Origin of the sequence: Paenibacillus sp. TC-CSREp1 (assembly GCF_050171015.1) — a bacterium.
GTDB lineage: Bacteria > Bacillota > Bacilli > Paenibacillales > Paenibacillaceae > Paenibacillus > Paenibacillus silvae.
Map to the genome: position 1 here is coordinate 149,189 of NZ_JBNOKM010000009.1, position 18,453 is coordinate 167,641.

General features: G+C 46.8%; 20 protein-coding genes, 1 tRNA gene and 1 riboswitch. Of the genes, 16 read left to right on the forward strand and 5 right to left on the reverse strand.

Going from position 1 to position 18,453, the window contains the following annotated elements:
- Positions 1–206: 206 nt before the first annotated feature.
- A complete protein-coding gene (locus tag ACQSGY_RS15500; protein WP_427052539.1) occupies positions 207–1,655 on the forward strand; it encodes a L,D-transpeptidase family protein in 1,449 nt (482 codons plus the stop codon).
- Between the two features lie 64 nt (positions 1,656–1,719).
- Here ACQSGY_RS15500 and ACQSGY_RS15505 read toward each other — a convergent pair whose 3' ends face one another.
- Complete coding sequence (locus ACQSGY_RS15505) at positions 1,720–1,857, reverse strand: hypothetical protein (RefSeq protein WP_167434145.1); 138 nt, start codon at positions 1,855–1,857, stop codon at positions 1,720–1,722.
- Positions 1,858–2,118: 261 nt separating this feature from the next.
- On the opposite strand from ACQSGY_RS15505, the gene ACQSGY_RS15510 reads away from it, so the two are divergent.
- The 3 genes from ACQSGY_RS15510 to ACQSGY_RS15520 all read left to right on the forward strand — a co-directional run bounded on the left by ACQSGY_RS15510 (position 2,119) and on the right by ACQSGY_RS15520 (position 4,685).
- Complete coding sequence (locus ACQSGY_RS15510; protein ID WP_427052637.1) at positions 2,119–3,216, forward strand: quinone-dependent dihydroorotate dehydrogenase; 1,098 nt, start codon at positions 2,119–2,121, stop codon at positions 3,214–3,216.
- 136 nt (positions 3,217–3,352) lie between these two features.
- Positions 3,353–4,168, forward strand: coding sequence for a GTP pyrophosphokinase (locus ACQSGY_RS15515; RefSeq protein WP_111273092.1), 816 nt, complete (start codon positions 3,353–3,355; stop codon positions 4,166–4,168).
- On the forward strand, positions 4,155–4,685 hold the full coding sequence (locus ACQSGY_RS15520) for a DUF309 domain-containing protein (RefSeq protein ID WP_427052540.1): 531 nt from the start codon (positions 4,155–4,157) through the stop codon (positions 4,683–4,685). Before ACQSGY_RS15515 ends, ACQSGY_RS15520 begins: the two co-directional genes overlap by 14 nt.
- Positions 4,686–4,770: 85 nt before the next feature.
- Here ACQSGY_RS15520 and ACQSGY_RS15525 read toward each other — a convergent pair whose 3' ends face one another.
- Positions 4,771–5,319 carry a thioredoxin family protein gene (locus ACQSGY_RS15525; RefSeq protein ID WP_111273090.1) on the reverse strand — a complete coding sequence of 183 codons (549 nt, stop codon included), beginning with the start codon at positions 5,317–5,319 and terminating at the stop codon, positions 4,771–4,773.
- 219 nt (positions 5,320–5,538) lie between these two features.
- Here ACQSGY_RS15525 and ACQSGY_RS15530 point away from each other — a divergent pair, with 219 nt between their 5' ends.
- From ACQSGY_RS15530 to ACQSGY_RS15555, 6 genes are all read left to right on the forward strand, one after another.
- Positions 5,539–7,215 (forward strand): RsmB/NOP family class I SAM-dependent RNA methyltransferase, encoded by a 1,677-nt coding sequence (locus ACQSGY_RS15530; protein WP_427052541.1) that lies wholly within the window; start codon positions 5,539–5,541, stop codon positions 7,213–7,215.
- On the forward strand, positions 7,212–7,973 hold the full coding sequence (locus ACQSGY_RS15535) for a pseudouridine synthase (RefSeq protein WP_427052542.1): 762 nt from the start codon (positions 7,212–7,214) through the stop codon (positions 7,971–7,973). The genes ACQSGY_RS15530 and ACQSGY_RS15535 overlap by 4 nt, the downstream gene beginning before the upstream one ends.
- 25 nt (positions 7,974–7,998) lie before the next feature.
- Positions 7,999–8,802, forward strand: a complete 804-nt coding sequence (locus tag ACQSGY_RS15540; protein ID WP_184179922.1) for a Cof-type HAD-IIB family hydrolase — start codon at positions 7,999–8,001, stop codon at positions 8,800–8,802.
- Between the two features lie 72 nt (positions 8,803–8,874).
- Positions 8,875–9,993 carry a hypothetical protein gene (locus ACQSGY_RS15545; protein WP_427052543.1) on the forward strand — a complete coding sequence of 373 codons (1,119 nt, stop codon included), beginning with the start codon at positions 8,875–8,877 and terminating at the stop codon, positions 9,991–9,993.
- A 112-nt stretch (positions 9,994–10,105) separates the two neighbouring features.
- Entirely contained in the window at positions 10,106–10,654 is a 549-nt protein-coding gene (locus ACQSGY_RS15550) for a GNAT family N-acetyltransferase (protein WP_427052544.1), read from the forward strand.
- Between the two features lie 300 nt (positions 10,655–10,954).
- Positions 10,955–12,085, forward strand: a complete 1,131-nt coding sequence (locus tag ACQSGY_RS15555) for a glycosyltransferase family 4 protein (protein WP_427052545.1) — start codon at positions 10,955–10,957, stop codon at positions 12,083–12,085.
- 79 nt (positions 12,086–12,164) lie between these two features.
- Here the strand turns inward: ACQSGY_RS15555 and catA are convergent, their stop codons facing one another.
- Positions 12,165–12,815 (reverse strand): type A chloramphenicol O-acetyltransferase, encoded by a 651-nt coding sequence (catA, locus tag ACQSGY_RS15560; RefSeq protein ID WP_427052546.1) that lies wholly within the window; start codon positions 12,813–12,815, stop codon positions 12,165–12,167.
- Positions 12,816–13,056: 241 nt separating this feature from the next.
- Positions 13,057–14,112, reverse strand: a complete 1,056-nt coding sequence (locus ACQSGY_RS15565; protein WP_427052547.1) for a YkvI family membrane protein — start codon at positions 14,110–14,112, stop codon at positions 13,057–13,059.
- Positions 14,113–14,316: 204 nt separating this feature from the next.
- Between ACQSGY_RS15565 and ACQSGY_RS15570 the strand changes: the two genes are divergently transcribed.
- The 4 genes from ACQSGY_RS15570 (at position 14,317) to ACQSGY_RS15585 (ending at position 16,125) form a co-directional block, all read left to right on the forward strand.
- Complete coding sequence (locus ACQSGY_RS15570) at positions 14,317–14,898, forward strand: xanthine phosphoribosyltransferase (RefSeq protein ID WP_110893403.1); 582 nt, start codon at positions 14,317–14,319, stop codon at positions 14,896–14,898.
- Between the two features lie 98 nt (positions 14,899–14,996).
- A complete protein-coding gene (locus tag ACQSGY_RS15575; RefSeq protein ID WP_024629266.1) occupies positions 14,997–15,326 on the forward strand; it encodes a hypothetical protein in 330 nt (109 codons plus the stop codon).
- Between the two features lie 119 nt (positions 15,327–15,445).
- Positions 15,446–15,664 (forward strand): hypothetical protein, encoded by a 219-nt coding sequence (locus tag ACQSGY_RS15580; protein WP_111269877.1) that lies wholly within the window; start codon positions 15,446–15,448, stop codon positions 15,662–15,664.
- Between the two features lie 131 nt (positions 15,665–15,795).
- A complete protein-coding gene (locus tag ACQSGY_RS15585) occupies positions 15,796–16,125 on the forward strand; it encodes a carboxymuconolactone decarboxylase family protein (RefSeq protein WP_111269878.1) in 330 nt (109 codons plus the stop codon).
- Between the two features lie 83 nt (positions 16,126–16,208).
- On the opposite strand, the gene ACQSGY_RS15590 is transcribed toward ACQSGY_RS15585, so the two are convergent.
- Positions 16,209–16,673, reverse strand: a complete 465-nt coding sequence (locus ACQSGY_RS15590; RefSeq protein WP_427052548.1) for a C40 family peptidase — start codon at positions 16,671–16,673, stop codon at positions 16,209–16,211.
- Positions 16,674–16,678: 5 nt separating this feature from the next.
- Positions 16,679–16,810, reverse strand: a riboswitch (cyclic di-AMP (ydaO/yuaA leader).
- A gap of 494 nt (positions 16,811–17,304) precedes the next feature.
- Here ACQSGY_RS15590 and pelA point away from each other — a divergent pair.
- Both pelA and ACQSGY_RS15600 read left to right on the forward strand, forming a co-directional pair.
- Positions 17,305–18,195, forward strand: a complete 891-nt coding sequence (gene pelA, locus ACQSGY_RS15595; RefSeq protein ID WP_427052549.1) for a pectate lyase — start codon at positions 17,305–17,307, stop codon at positions 18,193–18,195.
- Between the two features lie 171 nt (positions 18,196–18,366).
- Positions 18,367–18,451: transfer RNA gene (locus ACQSGY_RS15600), tRNA-Leu, on the forward strand.
- The last annotated feature ends 2 nt before the right edge of the window (positions 18,452–18,453 follow it).

The following is an 18,453-nucleotide window of genomic DNA, read 5'->3' on the forward strand; positions in this document are numbered from 1 at the left end:
TGAGATCGAAGCGCACGTTTTGTCTTAACGACAAGAGGTGTGCTTTTTTGTGTCAGCAACGCGAGAATTTATTGATGACTTGGTGAGTGAGAGCTGCTTGTTTACAGCGTATTGATTAGTACCAGGTGCTGTAGTCCTATGCAATTTTAACTGTTGTCTGCCGATATATTAATTTATAAGCTCAAGGCGGAATAGTGGAGGATCAGATGCAGAACACGGATCTAAGATCATATGTGAAGAAACATCCAGATAATAAAATGGCCTGGTATCTGCTTGGCAAAGAATATCTGGCGGAGGGACAGGAAGCGAAGGCCAATTATTGTTTTCAACAAGCGGGCGAAATATATGAGGCGTTTGAACGCAGTAAAGCTCCTGCCGACATATGGATGGATTATCAGGATAAGCTGGTAGAGATGTCTGCGCATAAGGAGAAAAAGAAGCGCAGACGTAAAATGTGGCTGACGTTGCTTATGTTACTGCTGTTGGCAGGACTTCCACCCGCTGATGCGCCTGGTGCCAATCAGGGGGTAACTGATGCCCTGGCCTCGGTTCTGGATTCCGTGGATGATCTGCAGGAGGTAAAGCCGGAAGCAAATGAGAAGAAAGGGGCAGATGCATCGTCAGTGAAGCAGGGCAATGTGTTCACTGCAGCGGCATTCGGTGGTGAAAATGATGGGGGAGGAGCACTTGCAGCAGCTTGGGCAGGTGCTGGTAATGGTGTTCAAACGACGGCTGTGCTGGGAATGCAGACTTCCGAGGCCTGGGCCATCTGGCAACGGGATATGCCGGTTAAATACATAATGCAGACGAATTCAAAAGGAAAACTCACCGCCCAGAGTTACGACGCCAAGCAGTGTAACTGTGAACCTCCTGAAGTGTCCGCCAAAATTAAACGCATGGCGCTTGCCTGGACGGCCAGGCAGGAGACGGCAGCAGCATTGTCCAGTGCCATTGTCTCGTATCATAAACAACATAAAACTTGGCCTAAAAGTGTTACAGCACTCGCTCAGCCGTTCCCGGACAATATTCTGGGAGAAACTTCGGCTGAAATGAGCGAGATGTTTCCACAGCTGCTGGCAATGCATCAGAGCAAGGCTCAAGTTATAACTACGGGGGATATCGGAAAGGGAGAGTCGCAGGCTTCAAAGACACCTGACACCAAAAAGGCATCGTTTGCCGATACCGTGGGTGGACAGCCCTTCTTTTCAAAGCCGCTTGAGATTGTCATAGACAAGAATAACCACAGGCTGGCGCTCATTAGCGGCAGTACAATCCTTCGTATGTATGAGGTAGGTCTTGGCGGTGAGCGCACGCCTGAGGGTTCATATGTCATTACCGACAAGGTGGTGAATCCGAATGGTCGCTCCAATGGAGAGTTTGGAAGCAGGGGAATGCAGCTTTCGGACACCAATTATGCCATCCACGGGACCAATGAGCCGAGCAGCATCGGACAGGATGAGTCCCTTGGATGTGTGAGAATGCGTAAAGATGATGTGGAGGAGCTGTTCGCTCTTGCTCCGCAAGGCACGCCAGTGCGAATCGGGAAAAATCTTCTGCCTGCGTTAATGTCTGTACCAGAAGCAAAGGAGCGGTATACACACAAGCTTGTCCCGAAACAGAGCAATCCGGGCAAAACATATCACTGGTTGAATTAATCCGATCTTCATTGGAAGTCTGATTAAAATTCGGTCAGTGGAGGGCTGGCCGGAATCCTCACCTCTACATGTTGGCAATAATAATCAAAGCGCCAATAATAATAATCAGGCCGCCTACGCTGGCTGCTGTCCATGCGATGGCTTTGCGGTTAACCTCTTCCTTTTTTTGCTGCAATGCGGGTGGTTTACGTTTCTGAGCCATAATTACTTCCTCCTTATCAGGTATATGACTGGTCAAGAACTGGTTTATGTAACCATGCTCTCATTGTAAAGAATTCAACTCGTCTTTTCCAGTAGGCGGGTTGATTTCTTGTGCATATACAGCTTGATTTGAAATTTACTTGTCTATGCGCAAATGACTTTCTTTTTGCAGAAGAAACCGCTAGACTTGTGTGTAGAGTTTTTTACATATCGAGACGGAGAGCGGCCATATCGCATGCCGGACCAGAACGGAGTGAGTGATTTGTTATACAAAAGTCTTGCTAAACCTTTATTGTTCAAAATGGACCCAGAGCAGGCCCATCATCTGATTATTGGCGGCCTTAGCGGTGTGGGCAAGGTGCGACCGGTTCCGTCCGGGCTGCGTGTCATGTATGGAGTGCGTGAAACCCCTGACCTGGCGGTGGACATGTTTGGTTGCCACTTTCCTACCCCTGTTGGTCTTGCAGCAGGCCTGGACAAAAATGGTCAGGCTGTAACCGGCTTTTCCTCCATCGGATTTGGATTTATGGAAGTGGGCACGGTGACTCCGCTGGCACAGTCGGGCAACGAGCAGCCGCGTCTGTTCCGCTTGCCGCCAGATGAAGCGCTGGTGAACCGGATGGGCTTTAACAATCTGGGTGCAGAAGCGATGGCAGGCGAGCTTGCCCGTCTTCAGGAGCGGCGTATTCCCGTGGCGGTGAATATCGGTAAAAATAAAACAACACCCAATGAGGAAGCTCATCTGGATTATGAGAAATGCATTCAGGCGTTGTATAATTATGCTGACCTGTTTGTTGTGAATATCAGTTCACCAAATACACCGGATTTGCGTAATCTGCAGCATGGGAATGAATTGAAGGAATTGCTGGCAGCGGTTATGAGTGAGATGAATCGTCAGCAGGCTCAGCACGGAGGGGCGTCCAAGTCTGTGCTTGTCAAAATTGCGCCTGATGTGAATGATCAGGAGCTTGAATATATGGTCAGTACGATTGCGGCGAGTGGGGTGTCGGGCATCATCGCGACCAATACAACGATCAGCCGTGAAGGTCTCTCCCATCAGCATGCGAAGGAAACGGGAGGACTAAGCGGCAAGCCGCTGCGCGAACGTTCAACCGAGATCATTCGTCAGGTCTACAGACAGACTGAGGGTAAACTTCCTATTATCGGATCGGGCGGTATTTTTACAAGTGAGGATGCTTATGAGAAAATTAAAGCCGGGGCAAGTCTGGTGGAAATCTATACAGCCCTGATCTATGAAGGACCAGAGGTTAACCGGCGTATTCATGCAGGACTGCGTGAACTGCTGCGCAAGGACGGTTATCATCATATTTCAGAGGCGGTTGGTGCAGAGCACCGCTAAAAAAGCAGGATGAATCCCCAGAGCACTAATATAGAAGCATGGAAGAGTGTATAATGGAACGGGACTCTTCCCCCCGGCAAACATCATGTATAATGGATAAGAACAGGGGATGCTATAGAGACAGGAGGCTTTAACCATGGACGGTAGAGACTGGGGTACATTTTTACTTCCTTATGAACAAGCGGTAGAGGAATTGAAGGTCAAGTTCAAAACGATGAGGGCCGAATTGAAAAAACGGGAAGAATATGCCCCGATTGAATTCGTTACTGGCCGTGTCAAAAAAATCTCCAGCATTCTGGAAAAATCAAGACGTTTGAACGTAGCACTCGATGATGTGGAGACAGGTATAGAAGATATTGCCGGTATTCGTATCATGTGTCAGTTCGTGGATGATATTCGCCGTGTGGCAGAGTACATCAGAGCACGTAAGGATCTGACGGTGCTGATTGAGAAGGATTATATTACCAACTTCAAGGAAAGCGGTTATCGCAGCTTCCATATGATTATTGAATATCCGGTTCAAACGGCGCTGGGACAGAAAAAGGTGCTTGCCGAGATTCAGATTCGAACGCTGGCGATGAATTTCTGGGCAACGATTGAGCATTCCTTGAGTTATAAATATCGGGAAAGCCTGCCGGATGACATGCGGGCAAGGTTGAAGAAAACAGCAGAGGCCGCTTTCGTGCTGGATAACGAGATGTCAGCGATTCGTCTGCAGATTCTCGAAGCACAGAAGGCGTTTGAGGACGATTCCAATATCGTGTCAAGGACACTTAGCATCATTCATCAGCTATATTTCTATCATCTGGTCCATGAGGCGATTGAAGCACAGAAACGATTTAACGATTGCTGGGAGCGTCATGATATGGAAGGACTCAAAGTGCTGCTGGATGATGTGAAGCAGCTTCTGGGCAACGCCAGAAAGGGCGAGAATCCGGATGAACAGCTATGAGCCGCTCTACATTGACTATCTGATCTATTTCAATCGGGATCAGGACTATTTCGAGTGCCACGAGGTGCTTGAAGAGCTGTGGCTGGAAAGGGATCGTGATCCGCTCTATAAGGGGCTGCTGCAGGTAGCGGTTGGATTGTACCATTACAGGAATGGCAATCTTCGCGGAGGGTTTAAGATGCTGCAAAGCTCACTTGAATTAATGGAGCCCTATCAAGACGTGATGCTTGGCATCAGGCTTGGCGAGTTGAAGGAGCAGGTACGTGGACTTGTGAAGCAATTACAGGAAAGTGAACCAGAAGCGCCGGCATATCGAGATTTGTCTATCGAGATTGAGGATGAATCGCTGATACAGCAAATACAAATCAGGTCAGCCGAGCTGAAACCAAACATTCCACAGCGGCGAAGTCCAACCCGGGGACGAATCTATGAAGAGAAAATGAGAGAGCAACAGCGACAGGCTCAAGCGGTGGAGCACCGTAACAATGTGAAGCTTAACAATCATGCAAATAACTAGGATGAACTGTCCTATGTCTTGTATACAAAACACCCCGACCATTCCGTTCACGGAATAGTCGGGGTGTTTTTGGCAGGCATGCTGCCTAGCTTTTCTCAGGTGTAATATTGCCTTTATATTTGTCAAAAAATTGCTTGTAGTCGTCCAGTGTATAACCGTTGTCGCTTCCATTTTCTTTCAAACCGCCAACCATGCGATCCTTCTCTACGCCGTCCTGGTAAAAGACGAGTGTAGGCGTGAACTCAATGTTGTAATCCGTCCAGCCTGATTCAAATTCACGCAGATTAAACTGCGGAAGCTTGATGCCTTCACTATCGACTAGTGGCATCAATTGCGGTGTCGTTGCACGGCAGTGGGAACAGTCAGAAGCGAAGAAGTATACAAAGAAGCTATCCTTCTTATCAATTCTGGCTTTCAGATCGGCTGGCAGAATAATCTGCTGATAGTTAGGATCACTCAGAAGTTCACGTGTAGCCGGATTAAGCTTGGAAGCCGCGATGCCATAAGCGTTGGGCACAGAATCGCTCTGTTTCTTGGACTGTTGGTTCACAAACACCAGAGCAGCAAGCATAACAACTAAAATGCCGAGAAATATAAGGATTGTGGCACTTTTCTTTTTCTTCTTGGAATTCATTGTTCATCCCCCAATATTGATATCAAGATATAATTACAGCAAAAATAGAGGTTGGGATAATATGCATAAACAACCGAATTTTTGCTTGTCAAACAATCTATTAGCATTATACTACATTACACGCTGTAGTGGAATACACATGATAGGATAGGCAAGTAAAAACAGGATATGATAACATAGAGCAATATGTCATTTTAACAGGATGGGATGAGTGGAAATATGGCTGTACAGCTGCCTCACATGTTTACTGAACGGATGAATCGTCTGCTCGGTGACCAATTTGAATCTTTTATGCAATCGTATGAACAATCCCCGCATGCCGGGCTTCGCGTAAATACACTGAAAATATCAATGGAACAATTCAAAGAAATAGCTCCGTTTGACTTGAGACCCATACCGTGGTGTGAAACCGGTTTTTATGTGCCGCATGGGGTAAAGCCCGGACTGCATCCTTATTACCATGCAGGCCTGTATTATATTCAGGAACCGAGTGCAATGGCTCCCGTCGAGCAGCTGCAGGTACAGCCGGGAGACCGTGTACTGGACCTGTGTGCTGCTCCCGGGGGGAAATCGACCCAGATCGCTGCCAAGCTGCAGGGTAGAGGTGTGCTTGTCACCAATGATATTCATGCCGAGCGAACCAAGGCACTTGCCAAAAATATTGAACTTTATGGTGTAAGAAATGCAGTGGTATTAAATGAGTCGCCTGAACGGATTGCCGAAGCATTCCCTCATTATTTTAATAAAGTATTAATTGATGCGCCTTGTTCAGGGGAAGGCATGTTCCGCAAGGATGAGGATATGGTGAAGTCGTGGGAGCATCATTCCGTGGAGAAGTGTGTGCTGATGCAGCGCGACATTCTGGAAACAGCAGCACAGCTGTTGGCCCCGGGAGGCACGATTGTGTATTCAACCTGCACCTTTGCCCCGGAGGAGAATGAAGCGATGATTGCAGCGTTTTTGAAGAAGAATCGTGACTTTACCATTGTAAATATTGCAGATACCGCAGGGTTTGCCCCGGGACGTCCGGACTGGGTGCGTGAGATGCTGCCGGCACAGGCAGAAGAGACAGAAGAGGTGCTGGAGCAGACGCGAGGCACGGCGAGATTGTGGCCCCATCTTCTGGAGGGAGAAGGACATTACGTTGCAGTGTTAAAACATATGGAAGCAGCTCAAAGTGACAGTGATGCAAAATTGTCTGAAAATGTGATTGATGAGTCTGCGCTGCTGAATGAATCGAGTGAGGATCGTTCCTTTTTACGATCGGCTTCGTATCCATTGACCAAAGCCGATCGTAAAAAGGAACGTTTGTTACGGATCGAATCAAGAGACGGCAGTGACAGGCATGCACGCTCTGGCAAACCCTCAGGCAAAGCGGGCAGAAAAGCTAAAGAGGCCGGTGGACGCAAATCGGAGCGGGGGCAGGCGCGGGCAACTGACTCAGGAACTATTGATCCGTTGGCCGTTTACAGCCAGTTTGTAAAAGAGAATCTGGATATGCCGCTGCACGGGGAAACGGTGTGTTACGGAGATCGGGTATACCAGTCAGCGGTTGGCGCTTCCCGTCTGGAGGGACTGAAGGTGGTTCGCCCTGGATGGTTTGTCGGTACGATCAAAAATGGACGTTTTGTTCCTTCTCATCCACTGGCTTGTGCCTTGCGTACATCGGAGGCACGCCGCAGTGTGAATCTGTCCTCTGCAGATGGAGAGGCGGTAAGGTACTTGAAGGGGGAAACGTTGAACATTGAACAGGAGCGCATTATGATTCATGGAGAAACCCTGTTGAAAGGGTATGTTCTCGTATGTATTGATGGATATGCCGCAGGTTGGGGGAAATGGCTGGACGGTGTGTTGAAAAATGAATATCCTGCGGGATGGAGGTGGACATCGAGATGAGTGGGAAAGGCAAACAAACGCAGCGTTTGGACAAAATTTTGAGTCATATGGGTGTCGGAACACGCAGTGAACTCAAAAAAATGGTGAAACAGGGACGTATTTATGTGGATGGCAAGGTGGTCAAGGATAGCGGTATCCAGGTTAACCCGGAGATTAATGTCATTGAAGCAGATGGAGAGCGGATTATGTACCGTGAAATGATCTATCTGATGCTGCACAAACCGCCGGGTGTGGTATCTGCTACAGAAGATGCACGGGACAAGACGGTGCTGGATTTACTGCGTAAGGAGGACCGAATCTTTCAACCTTTTCCGGTAGGGCGACTGGATAAGGATACAGAGGGGCTTCTTATTTTGACGAATGATGGTCCACTCGCCCATGAACTGTTATCTCCCCGCAAACATGTGCCCAAAACGTATGAAGCACGGGTGCTCGGTAAAGTGGACGCAGAGGACGTTGAGCAATTTGCCGCCGGGGTGCGGCTGGATGACGGGTATGAGACAATGCCGGCAGAGCTTACCCTGCTTGGACATGAGGAAACGGACGAAGGTACGGTATCGCTGATCTCCCTCATTATCCATGAAGGCAAGTTTCATCAGGTCAAGCGTATGTTTCAGGCTGTCGGTAAACGTGTGCTGTACCTGAAGCGTGTAGCTATGGGGGAATTGAAGCTCGCTTCTGATCTGGCGATCGGAAGTTACCGTGAATTAACGGAAGAGGAGTTAAATCTTTTGCGGAATGATAACGCGGCTAACTAAAATGAACAGATGGGGATGAAATCATATGACTTACAAACTGATTGCACTGGATGTAGACGGTACTTTGCTGAATGATGATCATGAGCTGACCGAACGGACGCAGGAAACGTTGATTCAAGCCTCGCGCCAAGGGGCAGAGATTGTGCTTTGCTCCGGACGTGGGCCAGGCAACACGATTCCTTTTATGAAACAGATGGGTCTGGATGGTTATGTCATTACGCATAATGGTGCGGTTACAGCGCAGGTAGAGACACGGGAGGTTATTCATCAATTTGCACTGGACACGCAAGGGCTGGAGCCGATTATGACGTACTGTCGTGAGAATGGGGTACATTTTGACATCAATACGGCGTTTGGACTGTATGTGGATCAGCCAGAAGGTTTGGAGCTTCAGGTCAGACAGATGTATTATAATTTCCTCGCAGAGCCGCTCAAGCTGCCTCGCTGGGCTGATATGCACGAACCACTCGCCAAGTTTACGGCATTTGGCCCGATAGAGCAGATGGACGAGGTTCAACGTGAATGGACGGCCTGGAACCTTCCCTATTATATGACACGCAGCGGGGATTTCTTCATTGATCTGATGCATCCGGAAGCTTCCAAGGGAGCGGCGCTCAAGAGATTGGCTGATTCGAAAGGCATTGCGTCCTCCGAGATTATGGCGATAGGCAATTATTATAATGATATAACGATGCTTACTTTCGCAGGTAAGGGCATAGCGATGGATAACTCTCCTGAAGAGGTCAAAGCCGCCTCCGACGAAGTGACATTGTCCAACAACGATGAAGGGGTTGCGCACGCCATCCATAAGTATATTTTGTCGGTATAGTTCTGTTTCCTCATAAACTACTGCTTCCCAGGACATCCTAAGAGGACACGTTAGAAATGAGGAGGACTGGCAATGAAGCAGGTAGAACTGACGACGGATTTGCGTACAGCAGGTGGTGAAGTGCAGGACATTATGGTGGATGGCCGCTATGCAGGCACACTTGTGCTTGTATACAGGGAGGGAGAGCGGCTGTCGGGCAGCCTGCAGCTGGATCAGGAAGTGATAGATGATCAGGCTGAGTCGTTTATTACGGATAAAGTAGAAGGTTATATTCGTATGCTTGCCGATGCGGTGGGGGCTTCTCATTATGAAGTGTTAGTGAGCTCCGGTATACTGCATACTGTTCTAGAGCAGCCAGATATGAACACCGGCGCATCGGCTGGAAACGCTCTGGCGCTTGATGAGAATGCTCATGAAGATGGAGTATTTGCCGAAGTGAACAGAATACCTGCCTATCGGGATGAATCTTTTACATATGAAGATCCGAAGCATCTTTTGGAGATGGAGATGGTTAGTGCAGGACGCAGTGTATCCACCTATGTGTTCAATGACGCCGAGGGCGAAGAAATGGCAGAAGCGGCGCTGAAGCAGTATGGAGCGGATGCACAGGGAGAAATCCACTGGTACGAGGAGCCAAATGAAGCGCTGCAGGAAGCTGCGGCCGAGCTGCTTGTCAGGGAGCTGGACGAGGAGATCATTGATACGATTACGATTCGCATGTGGTATCAGGGGAATGAACTGGAGAACCTTGAGTGGGTACACCGTGATTTTGAAGAAGAATACGATAATAATCATTTTGACGTCGACGATGATGAAAATGACGAAAAAGATTTTGAAGATGAAGACGAATATGACGAAAGAAATTTCGAACAATCGTTGAGTGTATCCGGGATGGAAGAAGCCGAGGAAGCATGTTATGTCATGCTCAGAAGCAGGGACCGGGAGTTCAGAGTTTACGATCTGTTCGTTCAGGAGCGTGGGGGGCTTCCGGTAGGCACAGCAACAATTGATATGTCTCAAGCGGATCTCACCGGTTTCATGGACTATGATGTGCCTGGAACAAGTGTGCAGCGCCAAACGCTGGTGGATGTGCTGATGCGGGAGCTGAACAAGGAGATCGAATTCGACACATTACATCTGACCATGTTATATCGCAATCAGATTATAGATGAAGCCAGAATGGAAGGATAAGGGGCGCAGGCCTTTTATCCTTTTTTTATTGATTTTGACGGACTATGGATTTCCCGGTATAGTACGATTAGTTTAATTTTACATGAAAAGAATCGCCGGGAAGTGGAGGGGTATGATGACACACGCATTCAACATTTACAGTGAATCGATTAATGACCATTTTCAAGTGGTGCAGGCTGGGCCAGAGGATACGGAAGAGGTGCTATCCCTGCTTGCAGAGACCGCGTTATGGCTGCAAAGTCAGGGCTCGTCCCAATGGAGCGCGCTTCTGCACGGGGAGGATTCTCATAATACACCTGCGGCTATTCGGCGTGGAGACGTTTTTGTTTTTAAAAAAGAGGCGGAAATCGCCGGGATGGTCATTCTGATGCAGAAGCCCAGTCCGTGGGATTACAAGTTATGGGGCGACAAGGCTCACGCGCAGGATGGGGCGCTTTACCTGCACCGGCTCGCCATTCGCAGAAAATATGCGCATACAGGTTTGGGGAAATCCATTCTGCTGTGGTCCATTAACGGCATTAAATTCGATCATAAATCTCTCGTGCGGCTGGATTGCGGAGCAAGCAATAGTACATTAAATGCTTTTTATGCAAGGAATGGGTTCAGTCATGTCGGTGAAACAGATGGATTCAGCATTTATGAACGAGCAGTCGAGCTTTAAGGGATACAAGTAGTTGAAATTTGAGGCTGAAAATGGATGCAAGGGCGTCTTTATAAAGAGCTACATGAATATCATGTATATACGACTTCATAATTGTTGTGCAGAAACAGTAGATGTTCAAGCTTTTATATGTCATAATGGACAATGATAATATTCATTAAAATGCATGAAAATACATTATTCATGTGAAGAACTGAGTTGACTACTTTGCACTGGTTTTGCTTTACTGAACATATGTTCTGATATATCATAAATACATGTGGAAGAAAAGAAATGAAGCTGGAAAGGGGGATAATCACGTTGAAGTTGCTACAAGCGCTATTCTTTCCTCCGGAGCAGCCCGGAGGGGTATCCTCTATGATTCCTTACCTGCAGGAGCGATTTACAAGCCCGAGGTGGGAGATGGATTTGTTTTCCTTACCGAAACGCATCCGGAATAAAGGTCAGGAGGAAGTACAGTTTGAAACGTTTGATTGGACCGTCTATGGAGATAGTCCTGTTGTGCAAAAATATATTCAGACGTATCGCGATTATTTATGGTGGACCCGGCTTCGTATTCAGAAGCCCTATGATCTGATTCATGCACATCACCCGATTGCAGGGCTTGCCATGAAGTCAGTCTTTCCCGATATTCCACTTATTCAGACCATTCACTCCAGTTACGAACGAGAGCTGATTCTTAACGGACGTATTGAGCCGAACGGGCTGGAGCATCAGTTCCTGTTATCGATCTATGGTGAGCTTGAGCATCGAGCTGAGCGTCTGTTAACGGTATCGGATTCCTTCCGCCGGTACCTGGACCCGTATGTTAAACATCCAGACCGGATCGGAATTATTCCCAACGGCTTTGATGAGAAGCGCTTCAAGCCGATTCCCCATGACAATGCTGTGCCGCAGCTGGTAACGGTCTGCCGTCTCGTTCCTGCTAAAGGTTTGGACATTTTATTCAAGGCTTGTGCAGAGCTCAAGGACAAAGGTCATGACTATGTGCTGCACATCATCGGAGATGGACCGATTCGTCCTGATCTGGAGGAGCTGGCCCAGCGTCTTGGCATTTATAATGAGACTATTTTCTATGGATATACGTTGCATCCTGAAGAGTTTATGCCATTCTTTGATGTGTTTGTGTTGCCATCGCGTGCAGAAGCCTTCGGTTCAGTGTTTGCTGAAGCGGCTTTGAGCTGTCTGGCTCTCGTAGGCACAGAGGTGGGAGGTATACCCGAACAGATTGAGGACGGCATTAACGGTCTGCTAGTACCGCCTGAAGACCCTTCTGCCTTGGCGGACGCTTTGGAAAAGGTGATGCTTGATCCGGCTTACCGTTATGAACTGGCTCGTTCCGCTTGTGAAAAAGCCAAAACACACTATTCGCTGGGAAGATCGGTGAATGAATTGAAAAAGATGTATCTGCAGTTCCGGGTGGAAGCCTGAGAATGGTCAGAGCGATGAAAGATGCCGCTGTAGGTGATACAGCGGCTTTTTGGTTGGTCCAAATATATTGATGAGGGTATCAGAAAATACAATTGTTCGGATGGTGTGCCAGTTCCTGAACGGAGTTCATAAACAAGCCTGCGTGGTAACCGTCACAGACTGCATGATGGAGCTGTAATGAAATTGGCAGATAGATTAAATCTCCTTTATGAATCAATCGCCCTGCAGTAATAATAGGCAAAAGGTAACGACTGTTGTTATTGATATTCAAGTTAAAGCTGGTAAACGAGGTCCACGGAATAACCGAAAAAGAAAACGTATTTTCGGGTACAGGTGTTTTGGGAAACAGCCTGCCTGAACCATTATAATTTTCTGCATCGGCAGTATAAGCCGTATGAAACGTCTCGAAATCGTTAGTGACGCTAGTCCAAACAGCAGAGAATGATTCAGAACGGCGATCAAAGATGGTGTACAGCGGATCTAGCCTGTCCCAGTAACCCAGCTCCCCTTCACAATTGTAGCTCGTTCTAAAAGCCGGATGTGAATTCACTACAGTGGTGATCAAGAAGATCAAAGCTGGAGTAAACCGATATTTGTGTTGCTTTGTGAACCGATATAAGACACTGACATCTATTTCCCGGGTTAAACTGAAGGACGTATTTTGGTTCATATAATGGTTAAATGCCTCTGTTCTGTTCCAAACGTCAAAATTGATGCGATTAAAATTCATTGGATGTGCCTCCTAAATTGATATTAGCGCGAATTCAGGAGGCGAGCTTGTCTGTTTTTTTCATAAAGAACCAATCCTTTAATTCTTTTTTAAAGTCATTTTTATTGTAACATAACGATGGCCGCATAAAACGACTTTACACCAGGCATGTATATTTAGATGTAAAACGTAGTAAAACTCCTGAATGAAAGTCAAAGGACAGTAAGACCTTCGAATGAAAGGTAACTGTTAGTCAATTACCTTATATATTATTTCGACCCCGAAACGTGCCCCACCGATTCAAAAGTAACTTTCCAGCCCAGAACATTGCCATACAGCCAAAGATCGGATACAGGATGGACAACAGGGAGCTGAAGCCGAATTGACTGAGTGAGTAACACAGCAGCATGATGGTTAATGTGATTAATCGGGGATGTACGCTGAGATGCTGTCTGAGGTGTAATGTCATACCATAGATGTCGGCAACAAATGTCGTGAAGATTTCCATGAAAATCAGTGAAACATAGATCGATTGAACAACCCAGCCTAATTGAAAAGCAATGCTGCCCATCGGGATTTCGAACTGGGTGATGCCAGGCATATATGCCGACATAGCAAAGTGAGCTGCCATAAGCATAAAACCTACGCCGATCCCGCCTGCGATTCCACCCCATTTCAGCGTATTGCGATTACGAATCTGATTGCCAACAGGGACAAGCACTGCTTGAGCAAGAGCAAGGTTGAAAGCAGCATATAGCAGCGGTGATACCCAGACCTGGATAGGGTTGTTATCTGTTGTAAGGGTGATAAAACGTAGTGCACCAGGGTGATGGACTGTGCTGAAAATCATCAGCAGTGATAACAGGAGCATCATCGGAACGACAATGCTGTTCATTTGCAAAATAGCCTGCATCCCGCGTCCCAGAAGCAAATACGTGCCAATGAGGGTAATGATCAGGCCCGTTTGATAATGCAGACCCAGATGTTCCATAAAAACAGAGCCTGCTCCCGCAAGCATCACGCTGTTTACACCGATCAGCACAATAAGGGTTACCCAGGTAATCCACCCGCCAGCCTTGGGACCAAACAGATGTTTATTCAGGTCTTCATATGAACGGGAACCTGTATCATGAGCGATCAGCATCATTTTGGTGCCAAGCCAGACAAAAAGCATGGTGGACAATCCGATGGTGATGGTAGCCCACTTGCCATACTGTGTGAAAAATTGCAGTATTTCCTGCCCGGTGGCAAAGCCGGCGCCTACAACGGTTCCGATATAAGTGAATGCAATCTGCAGCACCCGGAATGCCTGTTTCATGTGTTTCCCCTTTCAGGTCCCGGGATTTATTGGACATGCGGGTACCATAGTACAAGGTATGCTTGACCCATAAAAGTCATGACAGCAGGATGAGTCAGATTATGAATTAGCACTGTTATACGGAGGTGTGCCGGATTTCGCTTGAACTTGCAGCCGGATATATGATACTTTAAACCTCATAGGATAGGCTTGGGAGGTCAAATCATGGATATATTAAAACAACGAATTTTAGAAGAAGGAGTCGTCATCTCGGATCAGGTGTTGAAGCTGGATGGACTTCTGAACCATCAGATTGATCCTGCATTAACGATGGAGATGGGACGGCGGTTTGCTGCGCGTTTTCGCGAGAGTGGTGTGACACGAGTGATTACAGTAGAGTCCTCAGGCATTCCAGTTGCTTTTGCCGCAGCGCATGAGCTGGGGGTACCTTTGGTATTTGCCCGTCGCAAAAAAACGCTCTTGGCCGATCCTGATGCCTACTGCGAACGTGTACCCTCCTTTACAAAGGGCATCGTTACGGACATTATGGTGTCTCGCGAATTTATTCATGAAAATGACCGAATTCTGTTCATCGATGATATTATTGCGAATGGAGACGCTGCTCGCGGTGTCATCAAAATTATCGAACGTTCCGGTGCGGAGCTGGTTGGCTTCGGTGTAGTTGTGGAGAAGTGCTTCCAGGCTGGAGCGCGTACGATTCGGGAGCAGGGTATTCCGGTGGAAGCCCTTGTACGCATTCGTTCACTAAATAACGGCACCGTGCAATTTGACGATAACGAAATGTGACATTTTGAAGGAAATAGGGCCTAATTTTCGAACTTTGCCTTTGCATGGCTGCGGATTTCCTTTATAATGAGGGTATGTTAGGGAGAGGAGGCAACACCATGGGGAACCAACCGGCAACAGAACAATTTTTTATTGATAAGCTGGCGGAATCGAAAGTTCATTTTGAACGTGCCCTGGATTGTAAACATACGGAATTCGATGACCTTTATCCCTATATGATTGAACATCCTCAATTTTTCTGGTACAAACGCTATGTTGCCTGGTCAGAACTGCTGACGATTGTAGGCTTGTGTGAAGAGTTGTCCTTCTCTTGGAAAGAACAATTTACACCGCACCAAGTAGAGTACCTTGAAGAACGTGTGATGTCCGCCAAAGTGCTTGATTTTTGGTTCGAGAAGAACGACAGCAAAGAGCACGCGCAGCGGTAACTCTCAGTCGGGACATTTTCTTCGAATGACATGACAGTCCAATACAGTCACGTGAGACCTAAATGAATTTTCATTTAGGTCTCTTTTTGTAAACGAATTTGAATATAGGAGTTTAAAACATGATCAGTGATTCAGAGTTGGATGCCCTGCGATTGTCAGGTGAAAAGGTAAGAGTTGTACGGGACGAGCTGGAGTCTAACGATGTGACTGGCATTGTGGTGGCCTGGGATGATGAACAGGTGCTGATTCGCCGTCAGAATCGTCGTGTGGTGAAGCTGGACCGCCGTTATCGGTATCAGCTGTTCAGTGAGCCTCGTCAAAGTGTTCTGGAGGAATAAAGAAGTTGATTAAGTAAACGATATGCTTGGAATTACCATCATGACCTGGCATAATTGCTGCACGGCCGAGAGAAGATAGGTACAGTGGAAAAATTCGCTGTATTGACAGCCGAAAGGGTGTGCTGCAAGCCATGACATTGATGAATGATAAAGTTCATGCGTACAAGGATCAGATTGGCGCATTAAGTGATGTACTGCCGGATGTGGTGAGATCGTATCACGAGTTTACAGGGGAGTGCTTTCAGCCAGGTGTGCTTGATGCCAAAACAAAGCAGCTGATTGCGCTGGGCATCGGCCTGTTTGCCAACAATGAAGTATGCACGTTCTATCATGTACAGGAGGCCCGCTCCAAGGGAGCGACCGATCAGGAGATTATGGAGACGGTAGCTGTCGCTGGGGCTGTTGGAGGCGGACATGCCTTGTCGCAAGGGGCTATGCGTGTGCAGAAGGCGCTGCATTAGTCCATTATAGACATGTACATGTTCCGAAAATAGAAAGGAGGCTCTGGCATATACCAGGGCCTCTCTTTTGTATGAGATGGATTTTAGATTTTTCCAATCATTTTGTTATACATAAATTGACCTGTAACCCGTCTGGCTGTCACATAACGATCGTTAAAGTAAGGGTTGGAGAGCTTGGTGACGCTGACCCCTTTGCTGCTGGACGCGTGCGCGAATTGACCTCCACCGATGTATACACCTGTATGTGAAATGCCTTTGCCTGTTGTGTTGAAAAATACCAGGTCGCCTGTACGAATATTGGTTTTGGCTACCGGTGTGCCTGCTTTGGCCTGCTGCTGTGAAGTGCGTGGCAGTTCAATGCTGTATTTGTTAAAAAGATATCTCAAGAACCCGGAACAATCGAAGCCAGCCATGGTTGTGCCGCCCCATTTGTAAGGGATGCCTGTCATATTGTTAACAACGGAATTGATTGAGCTTGCCTCTGTGCTTGTTGCCCCGGATGTGAATAGTACAGCAGCTCCAAAAATGGAAATAATCAGTTTTTTCAAAATCAATGTTCTCCCTTCGATGCCTACGGAGTTAGCTAAGGGTTCGGTAGAAGGTTCCCTATATTTCCTATGTATAAGAATAATTCACCCAAAATGGTTCCCCCGTTTTCAATCCTGAAACTCGGCAAATGAATAATTAAGTTTTTGTAACTATTTGAAACTATATTGCATAAATGCGTAAATGTCAAACCCATTTGTAAAGCTTCTTTTCGATTCAATGTTAGCGGAATTATTGATTTTCGTCATAATTTTGTTGAAATTTCGACAGTAAAGATTACAAAAAAGTCATTAATGTTTAAACAGGTTCCGAGTTGGTTATTAAACCGATTTGTCAAGTGTTAAAAGTTGGATGGGTGAATATTAGTATAAAGTGAAATTTGAGCTTTGTTGCATATATTGACAAAATTTATTTTATTGCATATCATAAATTTATTCATACAAATTATGTATTTAATTAGATTTTATTGGTTTGTTCTTGGGGTGCATCAAAGCATACCATGAAATATAAGCCAGTAGGTAGACATGTGAGAGAGCGATCATATTTGTGAATTGGGGAGCGTGTTGTCTTTTGAAAGCAAAAAAATGGGTCACGTTTGTGCTCGCGTGTTCGATGGTTTTTTCTGGAGTGGGAATGGCAATTTTGCCTACAGCAACCGTATCTGCTGCGGATGCCTCAGGTACAACGGCAAGTATGTCTGATATTTTGAAAAACCAACGTCCCGATGGGGGGTGGAGAAAGGATTACAGCCAGACATCAGGTGAGTGGGCCAAATCAACAATTGATAACAAAGCTACATACTCAGAGATTAGAAGACTTGCAAATGAATTCAAAAAAACAAATGATCCGCGATACTCGGCTGCAGCAATCAAGGGCATTAACTTTTTGCTGAACATGCAGTATTCGAATGGCGGGTGGCCGCAGGTTTACCAGAGCTCCGGTTATCATAAACATATTACGTATAATGACGACGCTATGATTAATGTAATGTACATGCTCGATGAGGTCGCGGGGCGCAAAGGAGACTTCTCCTTTATCGACAGTTCACTTGCAAATCGCAGTAAAAATGCGGTGTCCAAAGGTGTGGATGCCATCCTGAATACACAGGTAGTATCCGGTGGCAAGCTTACGGCATGGGGCCAGCAGCATGATTCGAGCTCACTTAAACCAGCGGGAGCCAGAATTTATGAAGTACCTTCATTAACGGCAGCGGAAAGTGTAAACATTGTGAAATTTCTGAAGACCAGACCGGCCAATTCCAGAATTACGGCATCTATCAAAGGTGCAGAAGCCTGGTTTAATAAAGTGAAAATTACAGGTTATCGCTATGAAAGAGCAAATGGGGACAGCCGGATTATTGCGGATTCAAGTGCAGCACCAATCTGGGCGCGTTTTTATGAGCTTGGCACAGACAAACCGATCTTTGTAGGCCGGGACGGGATTGTGAAATACAAGCTTAGTGATATTGAAAAAGAAAGAAGAGGCGGGTATGCATGGTATGGCAGCTGGCCGTCCAAGCTATAATCATGCGGCCGTGAGCTAATCCAGCCCCTGATAAATCTAGCCAGATAATATAAGTGCGAACCGGATATGAACCTGGTTCGCACTTTTGGTTTTATTTTAGTGTTGACAAGAGAAAAGGTGCATGATATATTATTTCTTGTCGCTGATATTAGTTGGTGAGACACAAAATATGCGGTCGTGGCGGAATTGGCAGACGCGCACGGTTCAGGTCCGTGTGGGCTAACCCCCCGTGGAGGTTCGAGTCCTCTCGACCGCATT

What these genes read in the sequence shown, in the direction of transcription:
- catA (WP_427052546.1), bottom strand. Translation starts at nt 12,815, where the DNA reads ATGAATTTTAATCGCATCAATTTTGACGTTTGGAACAGAACAGAGGCA.
- ACQSGY_RS15580 (WP_111269877.1), top strand. Translation starts at nt 15,446, where the DNA reads ATGATCAGTGATTCAGAGTTGGATGCCCTGCGATTGTCAGGTGAAAAG.
- ACQSGY_RS15550 (WP_427052544.1), top strand. Translation starts at nt 10,106, where the DNA reads ATGATGACACACGCATTCAACATTTACAGTGAATCGATTAATGACCAT.
- ACQSGY_RS15500 (WP_427052539.1), top strand. Translation starts at nt 207, where the DNA reads ATGCAGAACACGGATCTAAGATCATATGTGAAGAAACATCCAGATAAT.
- ACQSGY_RS15530 (WP_427052541.1), top strand. Translation starts at nt 5,539, where the DNA reads ATGGCTGTACAGCTGCCTCACATGTTTACTGAACGGATGAATCGTCTG.
- ACQSGY_RS15540 (WP_184179922.1), top strand. Translation starts at nt 7,999, where the DNA reads ATGACTTACAAACTGATTGCACTGGATGTAGACGGTACTTTGCTGAAT.
- ACQSGY_RS15585 (WP_111269878.1), top strand. Translation starts at nt 15,796, where the DNA reads ATGACATTGATGAATGATAAAGTTCATGCGTACAAGGATCAGATTGGC.
- ACQSGY_RS15525 (WP_111273090.1), bottom strand. Translation starts at nt 5,319, where the DNA reads ATGAATTCCAAGAAGAAAAAGAAAAGTGCCACAATCCTTATATTTCTC.
- ACQSGY_RS15565 (WP_427052547.1), bottom strand. Translation starts at nt 14,112, where the DNA reads ATGAAACAGGCATTCCGGGTGCTGCAGATTGCATTCACTTATATCGGA.
- ACQSGY_RS15570 (WP_110893403.1), top strand. Translation starts at nt 14,317, where the DNA reads ATGGATATATTAAAACAACGAATTTTAGAAGAAGGAGTCGTCATCTCG.
- ACQSGY_RS15545 (WP_427052543.1), top strand. Translation starts at nt 8,875, where the DNA reads ATGAAGCAGGTAGAACTGACGACGGATTTGCGTACAGCAGGTGGTGAA.
- ACQSGY_RS15515 (WP_111273092.1), top strand. Translation starts at nt 3,353, where the DNA reads ATGGACGGTAGAGACTGGGGTACATTTTTACTTCCTTATGAACAAGCG.
- ACQSGY_RS15575 (WP_024629266.1), top strand. Translation starts at nt 14,997, where the DNA reads ATGGGGAACCAACCGGCAACAGAACAATTTTTTATTGATAAGCTGGCG.
- ACQSGY_RS15520 (WP_427052540.1), top strand. Translation starts at nt 4,155, where the DNA reads ATGAACAGCTATGAGCCGCTCTACATTGACTATCTGATCTATTTCAAT.
- ACQSGY_RS15505 (WP_167434145.1), bottom strand. Translation starts at nt 1,857, where the DNA reads ATGGCTCAGAAACGTAAACCACCCGCATTGCAGCAAAAAAAGGAAGAG.
- ACQSGY_RS15535 (WP_427052542.1), top strand. Translation starts at nt 7,212, where the DNA reads ATGAGTGGGAAAGGCAAACAAACGCAGCGTTTGGACAAAATTTTGAGT.
- pelA (WP_427052549.1), top strand. Translation starts at nt 17,305, where the DNA reads ATGGCAATTTTGCCTACAGCAACCGTATCTGCTGCGGATGCCTCAGGT.